This is a genomic window from Rhodococcus sp. IEGM 1379, from assembly GCF_030056815.1.
Classification (GTDB): Bacteria; Actinomycetota; Actinomycetes; order Mycobacteriales; family Mycobacteriaceae; genus Rhodococcus_F.
The window spans coordinates 5,055-14,415 of the sequence record NZ_JASHKR010000021.1 but is presented as its reverse complement, the minus strand read 5'-3'; the positions used below and the strand labels follow the sequence as shown (position 1 = coordinate 14,415).

Sequence of the window (9,361 nt, the reverse complement as noted above, 5' to 3'; positions counted from 1 at the left end):
ACTCCGCAGCCTTGGCCATCAGCTGCGCGGCATCTCTGGCAACCACAACCTCGTCGCAGATTTCCGAGTAGTCCGGCATCGCACACGAAGCCTGATTCCAATAGCGTTGTGATTCCGGGGTGATCCAGGCCAAGCGATGGACCTTGCGGCGTAGTTCTGCGAGTTTGTCGACCTGGGGCGGCAATCCGTTGCACCGTCCATCACCGACGATGATGACGGAAGTCCGCGAGTTGAGGGAATTTCCGTGCTCGTCCAACAATTCGGTGAGCACCCGCCCGTAATCACTGCTCGCTTCCAGATCGAGACCGGGATGTGCCAGGACAGCAGCCAACGCACCGTCCCCACTGCTGGCAAGCAATGTGTCCGTGACGTCGACCGGGCGATCGACAAAAGCAAGCACCTCGCATCGATCCGCACGCCGATGCATCGCCTGTGCCAATCGCAAGGTAAATGCGGTGATGGGCCGCACCGACAACGAGATGTCCGCAATCAACAGCAGTCGAACCCGATCAGGTCGGGGCGCTTTCACCACCAGATGGAACGGGATGCCGTCGGTCCGCAGACTCGATCGCACCGTGCGTCGCATATCGAGACGTCCACGCGCGCGTTCGCGCGGCCTGGGTCTCGACGGACCGCGCATACGCCGCAGAACTTCATGGCAGACAAGTTCGATGTCGTTATGTGTGGCCCCGTCAGCGGTCGGCACCTCGGGGGCACTCTCGAACAGCACCGCTGCGGAGAGCGCCTGGACAAATGCTTCGACGGCCTCGACGAGCCGGTTCAACTGCGCCGTCGTCAACGGTCCGTCATCGGAGATGTCGGCGTATGCCTTACCCGGATCGTAGGCGTCGAGCCACGCGAGAATTGATGTCGGATCGTCCCAGGACAGCGAACCCACCACGGCAGCAGCAACATCGTTGCTGAGATTGCCAACAACTGCCGACGACGCACGGTCGACGTCAACCGTGTAGCTGACGCCGCGCCGACCGGTATCCGAACCGGTATCGACCGACAGTTCCGCGTCACTCGATGTCATCGACACGTCATCGTCGTCCTTGTGCGGATTGAATCCCTTCTCGGCCTCCGGAGTATCGAAGTAGTCGCCCACTTCGGCGGCGCGCTCGTTGTACTCGGCATAGCGGCCGACTTCTTGATCCTCGTCGATATCGAGCGCGGTAGGCAGTCCGTCGGCTATCTCGGCTCGCGACGCGATTCGCTCTGTCACCTGCCTGCCCGGCACCGGACGGAACAATGCGTCGAACGCACGCTCGAATCCGGCTTGCTCGTGAGAGTACTTGGCGCACACCGCACGCAGGCACGCACGCAGAACGTCCCGATCCGACGCCCCGACCATCGCAAGCACCCGACGAACCTCGATCACCTCCGCCGGCGATGCCGACACTCCGGCTGCCCTGAGCAATCGGCCGAAACTCGCAGACACCACGTCGAGAACAAACGACGGCTGCCAAACGGTGCTGGCACCGAGCGTCATCATCGCGTCGAGCGGAGTCCGCTGCCACTGCGGATTCCTTGTTGATCCGAATCACGGCCACCGGTCCCCCTGAACACTGCCGTCGTCGTATTCGCGGGTTTGCTTGCTACCGTTGCACGTTCGATCGGTTCACCGCGACCCGACGATACTTCCGGGATCTTTCCGTCGAAGCGTTGCTTCGCGAGTGTCACATCGGAGGAGTACTTGAGCAATGCCGTCAGCAGGATGTCACGCACCTTGCTCTCTGACGTCGTGCCCAATCCACCGGCCGCGAGAATGGTTGCAGCTCTGGCCGCATCGATCACTTCGGAAATGGAGGGACTCTTGCGTAGTGGTAGGTCTCGCAAGATTCGTGCCAGCTCGACAACCTCGGCCGCAGTGGCCGGGTCGACCTCAGTCGCTCGGGCAGTGACGATCTCCCGTTCACGCTCCGAGGTGGGATAGCCGAGGTGATAGTGCAAGCAGCGGCGCTTGAGTGCCGGCGACAGTTCACGAGTGTCGTTGGACGTCAGAATGACCCACGGTTGTGAGCGAGCAACGAACGTGCCGACTTCGGGGATGGTGATCTGCTGTTCGGCCAGAATTTCCAAAAGAAGCGCTTCCATCGATTCCTCTGTTCGATCCACCTCGTCGACCAGAAGCACCACCGGTTCCGGCGAGAGAATCGCCTCGAGCAGTGGTCGAACCGACAGAAAATTCTCGGAATACAGCCCGAAGTCCTGATCTGCCAGAAACTTCGAGGCGTCGGCAACACTGTCGAACTCCGCGACCTGATCGCCGATCCGGTCCCGGAGCATCTGCACATGCAGAAGTTGTTTGGCGTAGTCCCACTCGTAGAGCGCTCGATTGTCGTCGAGCCCCTCGTAGCACTGCAACCGCACGAGTTTGCGTCCCGCGATCGCAGCCAGGGACTTCGCCAGTTCGGTTTTACCGACTCCGGCCGGCCCTTCGAGCAGGAGCGGGCGCCCCAATACCGTTGCAAGATGAACAACCACAGCGAACTCGTCGTCTGCGATGTAGTCCTGCTCGCGCAAGGCTTCCTTCAGTTCGGCACCGGTGGAAAAGGCTCTGGACATGGGCATTCCTTTTCGGAAGGGGCATAGCCCCTGTGCGCCTTTTCGGTGGTGCGAACTACCGAAAAGGCGCACAGGACCGAAAGCCCGACAGGTCAGAAGTACGACTTGTTGATCGCGTGATCGACAACCGGAATCATCGACTCCACAGTGACCTCACGGGGATTACCCGGGGTGCACCAGTCGTCCTGAATGTGCTCGGAGATGGCAAGCACGGTCTTCTCGTCGCCCTTGATGACCTCACCACGACCCTCGTACTTCTTGGTGTTCATCTGATTCTTCGCGTACGAGTCGGTGCGCACCTGGCTGAAGTTGTCCGGGATACCGACGTCCTTGGCCAGGCGGATGGCCGCCTCGACAGCCGCGTCGGCCGCCTGCACGGTGGTGAGATTGCGGGTATCGACGCCGAGCGCACCGGCCAACTGTGCATAGCGCTCGTAGCGCGACGGCAGGTTGTACTCCCACACTCGGGGCAACGCGATGGCGTTGTTCAGGCCGTGATGGCTGTCGAAAAACGCACTCACTGCGTGGGAGATCGAGTGCACGACTCCCAGACCGCCCGAGTTGAAAGCCTGACCCGCGATGTACTGCGCGTTCATCATTCCCTCACGAGCTTTGAGGTTACGCGGCTCGAAGACAGCCTCGCGCAGGTTCTTCGCCACCAACTCCACCGAGTAGATGGCGTTACCGAGCGACGGTGCGAAATCGAGGCGAGAAACGAAAGGCTCACTGCCGTGGGCAAGTACGTCGAACCCGCAGTACGCGGTGAAATGTTGAGGGCAGGTGTAGAAGAGCAGCGGATCGTCGATTGCGAGCGTCACGATGGTCGCTTCGTCGAAGCCGACCCACTTGTGCGGGTTGTCCATGTCGGACGTGTCGGTGATGACGTACGCCCACGAGGTTTCGGAACCCGTACCAGCTGTGGTCGAGACGGCGATGTGCGGCGGGTTCTCCTTGTTCGTGGACTTGGCGAATCCCTCGAACTCGTTGATGTTGCGGCCGTCGTGAGCGATCACGACACGAGCACCCTTGGCTGCGTCGTGGCTGGAGCCACCACCGATCGAGATGATCGAGTCGCACTTCTCCTTCTGGTAAAGGGCAGCGGCCTCCATGACGTTGTAATCCTTGGGGTTGGACTCGACCTTGTCGTAGAGAACGATCTCGACGCCCTGGTACTCGATCTTGCCGATCAGTTCCTCGATGATTCCCGAACCGCGCAGACCGGTCGTCATCAGCAGCGTGCGCTTGAAGCCGAGATTTTTGGCCTCGACACCGAGGATGTCGTGGGCGCCGACACCCATCAGTGCCCGTGGAAAGGGGTGAAACTCCTTGATCGGGAAATCCCAGATCTGGTTGAGCTCGATAGCCATCTTCTTGACTCCTCGCGAATGTGCGTGAATGTGACGGTGAGAGGGATTCGAGCCGCTCACATGTGATCGGCATCTCATCTGCATTCGACTGTGGACCGGCCGACAGTCCACGCATAGACCCTGCTGCGATTACCGTCCGGAAGCCGTGGTCAAACCGCCCGTTCGGACAGGCAGTTGCCAGTCCGGACCGCCAGGACACTCGCCTCACGACAGTCTGGTTCCCGCTGATCGGGAACGCATTACCTGACCGCTAGGATCCCCAGTAGCTTTTCATCGCTGCTAACATTGAACTAGAACACGTTCTATATGCGGCGTTTCACTGACCTACGCTTCACCCAGCTTCACGAGAGGACTTGCTTCGCGATGACGACAGTCGAGGTACCGCACAGTTCGCGATCGGCGGTACTCACCGTGTCCGGAGTCGTAGAAGAGACTTCAGACGCCCGGTCGCTGGTGTTCGAAATTCCCGCAGAGCTGAAGGGCAAGTTCGACTACAAGCCCGGACAGTTCCTGACGCTCCGCATCCCGAGCGACCAAACCGGTTCGGTCGCACGGTGCTACTCCCTGGCCAGCTCACCGTTCACAGACGATGCCCCCAAGGTGACCGTCAAGCGAACCATCGACGGCTACGGCTCCAACTGGCTGTGCGACAAGGTTCAGGTCGGCGACACCATCGAGGTCCTGCCTCCGTCCGGTGTCTTCACCCCCAAGTCGCTTGATCACGACTTCCTGCTCTTCGGCGCAGGCAGCGGAATCACGCCCGTCATCTCGATCCTCAAGTCCGCTCTCACGCAGGGCAACGGCAACGTCGTCCTCGTGTACGCGAACCGCGACGAGAAGTCCGTCATCTTCGGCGCTGAGCTCCGTGAACTCGCGAAGCAGCACGCCGGCCGACTGACCGTCGTCCACTGGATCGAATCGGTACAGGGCCTGCCTGCCGTCTCTCAGCTCGCTACCCTCGCGAAGCCGTTTGTCGCCTACGAAGCATTCATGTGCGGCCCCGGCCCCTTCATGGACGCTGTGCACAAGGCACTCGCCGAAGCCGGGATGCCCCGCACGCAGGTCCACGCCGAGGTCTTCAACTCCCTCGCCGGCGATCCGTTCAAGGACGTCGAGCTTGCCGAGGTCACCGACGAAGAAGCAGCTGATGCTGCCACTGTCGAGGTCGAACTCGACGGCGAAACCCACACCCTCGTCTGGCCCCGCAAGCAGACCCTCGTCGACATCATGCTCGCCAAGGGTCTCGACGTGCCGTACTCCTGCCAGGAAGGTGAATGCGGGTCCTGCGCCTGCACCGTCATCCAAGGCGAAGTGACGATGGACAACTGCGATGTCCTCGACGCCGACGACATCGCCAACGGCTACATCCTCGGATGCCAGGCCAAGCCTGTCACCGACACCCTCAAGATCGAGTTCTGACCGAAGATCCTTCGGCACTGTTCGGCCCCTGATTCCCCACGGAATCGGGGGCCGAACGCTTTCGCGGCGCAAGACGCCACAGCGTTCGGGGTTGCATGCGCAACAGCGCGACTATTACTGCCACACTCACGAGGATGAACCCCTCCCGGAGGATCACGCCGATCGGGAACAGCAGCGGCGAACCTTCCATCAACTGCGCCCCCATACTCGGTCCGCAGTAGATCACCACAAGCGCCGCGACAAATACCGCGACGCCCCGACGCGACCGAATCCTGAACAAGATCGTGATCGCCGCCGGAATCAGGTACACCCAGTGGTGAATCCAGCTGATCGGGGACAGTATCGGCGCGCTCAACCCGATCACCAAGGCTGCGTCGATGAGACGCCCCTCGAGATAAATTCTCCGCGCGATCCACAGCGCCAGCACACCCACGATTGCGATGAGCGGCATCACCAACGGGTCCGTCCACGAACCCATCGCTGCCAGAGTTCCTTGAAGTGAACCGTTGCCCGAACTGGCGATCGCTTCACCGGTCAAGTCCACCCGATCACTGAGATTCCACACGACGTCAGTCCAAAATGTTCGGCTCAATGCCGGATCGACCAGCGCAGCAGCAAGAGTGACCACCGCCGCCCCCACCGAACTCCAGATCGCCAGACGCCATTGTCTCGTCACGACAAAATAGACGATGAACAATCCTGGCGTCAGCTTGACGGCCGTCGCAATGCCGATCAGAAGGCCACGCGGAAAGTGCCGGCCGAGCCACGAATCTTCGCGGCGGGTGATGTCGACCAACACGAGCGCCATCAACAGCAGATTGACCTGACCGAACGAAATGTGCGCGCTGACAGTCGGTGTCACCGATACACCGAGCAGAATCAATGCCATCACCCACGGCCGCAACCTGATCGACTTCGGGGTGAACGTCCACACCGTCCACGCGACTACCAGAATGCACACTAGCGACCACAGAAGGTACGCTGTCCACCAGTCGAAAAGCACTGTGGGCCACAACAACAGCACCGCAAACGGGGTGTAGGTGAAAGGCATCCCCTCCGGTGCGATCATCGGACCGACGAGGTTTCCCTCGTACACATCACCGCCGGTCGCAAACAAATCTGCTGCGTATCGGTAGACGAGAAAATCAACCGGCTCGACTGCTCGGACGACGTACACCAGATACGCCAACGCCAGGAAACTTGCCGCAAGCAACGACACAATCGTGGTGGCCGTCGTTAATCGAGCAGAGTTGACATCCTCCACGCCCTCACGGACGAGGATTCCCCGACAGCTCACGCCACCGAGACGGTTGATGCGGCTCGCTTGCGTGACTGACACACCCGATCCCCCAGAATGCCCCCGGGTTGATGTTCGATTTCGAAAGCGCGATCACGAACATTGATCGCAGCATTGGTATCCGCATGATGCTCGAAACCGCAGCCCTGACACCGGAAAACCGCTTGACTCTCGCGATTCTCCGGACAGATATGACCGCAGTTCGAGCACTCCTGGGACGTGTACACGGCCGGAACCGCGACAACCGACATCTTCTGGGCGAGACGCTGCGCGAACTTCCCCCAACACGACGCGAGGATCGCCCGATTCAAACCGGACTTCGCCCGCCCACCGTTAGGCGGGAAAACTCCCGGATTGTCGAGATCCGGTTTCGGTTTCGCCCGCCGAGTCAGGTACCAGATCGGCAGATTCTCGACCGCCGCCGCGTAGGTGTTCGCGATGTGGGTGGTGGTTTGTTCGATCCAGTCACCCCGCCGATCGGCCAGACGCAGCCGCAACCGCAACCGCGCCAATTTCGCTTTCGTGCGGTCCCGGTTCGCGGATCCCTTCTGCTGCCGGGAGAGGCGGCGTTGCAGCGCCACGAACCGACCCTGTTCCCCAGCACTGAAACCGGGGGCGTGGAACATCCGGCCGTCGCTGGTGGCGATCGAATTCGCCACGCCCCGATCGATCCCCACTACTGGTGTGGTGGACGCTTGGCGGCGAGGTACCGGCGGCGTTGTCAGGCTTACCGTCCACCGGCCGTTCGTCAGTGCAATCCGAGCCGACGTCGCCGCACAGATGTCGGTCCTGGCCCGGGAAATCCGGAACCGCACCCTCCCGGCCTTCGGGACCAGAATTTCGCCCCCCTTCCGGTTGATGCGCCGCACCGCCAGATCACGGACCACGAATCCCTGCCGCGCCCCGGATCGTTTCTTGAACGTCGGGTACCCGCTGCAGCGGGCAAAGAAATTGGTGAATGCTCGATCCAGATCTCGCAGGGCGCCTTGTTGCCCGACCGTGGAACCGGCGCGGAGCCAATCGAATTCAGCTCTGGCTTCGGTCAGATCCCGCATCTGCGAGGCGACGGTGATCTTCTGCCGGAAATGTCGGCGAGACGGAGTCCACCACGACCGCTGCTCCAACCCGAGGTTGTCGATCAATCGCGCGTGATCGCAGTGCATGGTCAGCGCATCGAGTTGCGCACCCTCGGCGGGGCAGGCGCGCTGCACGATGCTCATACCCGAGAGACTCTCACACCCCTACGACACACGCCGACAACAGGCACTCGCTAACCCCGCCCTCACAGACGAGGCTTGCGCTCGGCACTCAGGTCAACCGAGCGGGAGAAGCGGGCATCGATCGATAGTGTCACAGTCCGTCACGGCAAAAGGTCACTAGGACGGAGCGCCCGAAAATAGGCGCGCTCGGCCGCACTCAGATGCTCACACGCATAACTCAACGCAGTGCGACCCATCTGAGCGGCATTGAGCTCCAGAAACCCGGTCAGCAAGTCCCGGTCGACGCGTTTACCTACCTCACGCAGCATCCACCCCATCGCTTTTTGCGTCAGATCGCGTCGATCGCCGAGAACCGATTCTGCGAGTTCGAGCGTTGTCGACGAGTCGCCCCGCGTGATGAACCCGTACGTCGAGAGCAGTGCCACGCGTCGACGCCACAAGTCACCTGACGCCGAGAGTTCGAATATCGGACTCCGATCACGATCGAACAACCATCCGCCGAAGATCTGACCGGCCGACGAGTCCACCAGGTCCCAACTGTTCACCCGACCACGTTCCACGGCGTCGAGGTAGAAGTCAGCGATCTTCCGGCGGGTCGCGTCGTCGAAGGTTCGCAGTTTACTGGCCTTCTCGAACTGCGTCACGAGGATCAACAGTCCGGCCAATCGATGCTCGTGAACTTCGCTGCCGAGCAGTAGATCAACTTGCGGTAGCTCGAGATCGGCAAACTTCTTCACCACGGTCCGCGTCTTGGGCACCCGGACGCCGATGAATACATCGCCTTCGCCGTACTCCCCCGGCCCGGTTTTGAAGAACCGCTGGAGGTGGACTGCGTCGTCACTGTTCGCACGTTCAGCCAACGCGTCACACACGTCGCGCGCGCCCGGATCACCCATGCCGACACCATCTCACAATTCAGAGCAGAACCGCTGTCGCACGGCTTGATCGACGCTCGCGCACATGATTACAAATCTTGATACAAAACTGCCCGGCAGGCGGACAACTGCAACCCGAATGCAATTGGCGCAGAGTTGAACTCGGACTCAGACAAGCGTGTACTCGAGAGTGACACAATCTTCGTTCGAGGAGGTTTCGCCATGAAGTCGTGGAATCGAATGCAGGATGCCGTAGCCGTCGTACTCGGTGTCTTTGCCGCACTGTCACCCATGTGGCTCGTCACCACCGACAAGGCAATGTGGTCACTGGTCGTCCTGGGTGTACTCGTAGCACTCTCCGGCCTGGCACACATGGCACGACCGGGCATGGCCGTGGCCGACTACGCGATGGGTGTCTTCGGGCTCCTGATGTTCATCTCCCCCTGGGTCATGAACTTCCACGCCCTCGCAGGCGCATCCTGGACCGCCTGGATCGTCGGAGTGCTGACCGTCGTGGTGGCGGCGAGCGCGATGCCGGTCATGAACGCGAGAATGCACCACGGCGATCACGGAGTGGCCGCCCATTGAAGCGGCGATCACGGAGTGGCCGCCCAT

General features: G+C 61.1%; 8 protein-coding genes. 2 read left to right on the top strand and 6 right to left on the bottom strand.

Annotation, left to right across the window (positions count from 1 at the left end; translation table 11 throughout):
• The 3 genes from madC to mdo all read right to left on the bottom strand — a co-directional run.
• Nucleotides 1-1,495, bottom strand: a 1,495-nt coding sequence (madC, locus tag QM600_RS14185; protein WP_283262116.1) for a MadC family VWA domain-containing protein, incomplete at its 3' end; no start/stop codon positions are given.
• A complete protein-coding gene (locus QM600_RS14180) occupies nucleotides 1,492-2,568 on the bottom strand; it encodes a MadB family AAA-type ATPase (RefSeq protein WP_283262115.1) in 1,077 nt (358 codons plus the stop codon). The genes madC and QM600_RS14180, both read right to left, overlap by 4 nt.
• A gap of 92 nt (nucleotides 2,569-2,660) precedes the next feature.
• Complete coding sequence (gene mdo, locus QM600_RS14175; RefSeq protein WP_283262114.1) at nucleotides 2,661-3,935, bottom strand: NDMA-dependent methanol dehydrogenase; 1,275 nt, start codon at nucleotides 3,933-3,935, stop codon at nucleotides 2,661-2,663.
• 363 nt (nucleotides 3,936-4,298) lie between these two features.
• On the opposite strand from mdo, the gene QM600_RS14170 reads away from it, so the two are divergent.
• Nucleotides 4,299-5,354, top strand: coding sequence for a ferredoxin--NADP reductase (locus tag QM600_RS14170; protein ID WP_283262113.1), 1,056 nt, complete (start codon nucleotides 4,299-4,301; stop codon nucleotides 5,352-5,354).
• On the opposite strand, the gene QM600_RS14165 is transcribed toward QM600_RS14170, so the two are convergent.
• The 3 genes from QM600_RS14165 to QM600_RS14155 all read right to left on the bottom strand — a co-directional run bounded on the left by QM600_RS14165 (nucleotide 5,338) and on the right by QM600_RS14155 (nucleotide 8,767).
• On the bottom strand, nucleotides 5,338-6,693 hold the full coding sequence (locus tag QM600_RS14165) for a glycosyltransferase family 87 protein (RefSeq protein WP_283262112.1): 1,356 nt from the start codon (nucleotides 6,691-6,693) through the stop codon (nucleotides 5,338-5,340). The genes QM600_RS14170 and QM600_RS14165 overlap by 17 nt on opposite strands.
• Complete coding sequence (locus tag QM600_RS14160; RefSeq protein ID WP_283262111.1) at nucleotides 6,648-7,871, bottom strand: RNA-guided endonuclease InsQ/TnpB family protein; 1,224 nt, start codon at nucleotides 7,869-7,871, stop codon at nucleotides 6,648-6,650. The genes QM600_RS14165 and QM600_RS14160 overlap by 46 nt, the downstream gene beginning before the upstream one ends.
• A 140-nt stretch (nucleotides 7,872-8,011) precedes the next feature.
• Complete coding sequence (locus QM600_RS14155; protein WP_283262110.1) at nucleotides 8,012-8,767, bottom strand: DNA alkylation repair protein; 756 nt, start codon at nucleotides 8,765-8,767, stop codon at nucleotides 8,012-8,014.
• Between the two features lie 201 nt (nucleotides 8,768-8,968).
• Here QM600_RS14155 and QM600_RS14150 point away from each other — a divergent pair, with 201 nt between their 5' ends.
• Entirely contained in the window at nucleotides 8,969-9,334 is a 366-nt protein-coding gene (locus QM600_RS14150) for an SPW repeat protein (protein WP_283262109.1), read from the top strand.
• Nucleotides 9,335-9,361: the final 27 nt, after the last annotated feature.

What these genes read in the sequence shown, in the direction of transcription:
- QM600_RS14160 (WP_283262111.1), bottom strand. Translation starts at nt 7,871, where the DNA reads ATGAGCATCGTGCAGCGCGCCTGCCCCGCCGAGGGTGCGCAACTCGAT.
- QM600_RS14180 (WP_283262115.1), bottom strand. Translation starts at nt 2,568, where the DNA reads ATGTCCAGAGCCTTTTCCACCGGTGCCGAACTGAAGGAAGCCTTGCGC.
- QM600_RS14150 (WP_283262109.1), top strand. Translation starts at nt 8,969, where the DNA reads ATGAAGTCGTGGAATCGAATGCAGGATGCCGTAGCCGTCGTACTCGGT.
- mdo (WP_283262114.1), bottom strand. Translation starts at nt 3,935, where the DNA reads ATGGCTATCGAGCTCAACCAGATCTGGGATTTCCCGATCAAGGAGTTT.
- QM600_RS14170 (WP_283262113.1), top strand. Translation starts at nt 4,299, where the DNA reads ATGACGACAGTCGAGGTACCGCACAGTTCGCGATCGGCGGTACTCACC.
- QM600_RS14155 (WP_283262110.1), bottom strand. Translation starts at nt 8,767, where the DNA reads ATGGGTGATCCGGGCGCGCGCGACGTGTGTGACGCGTTGGCTGAACGT.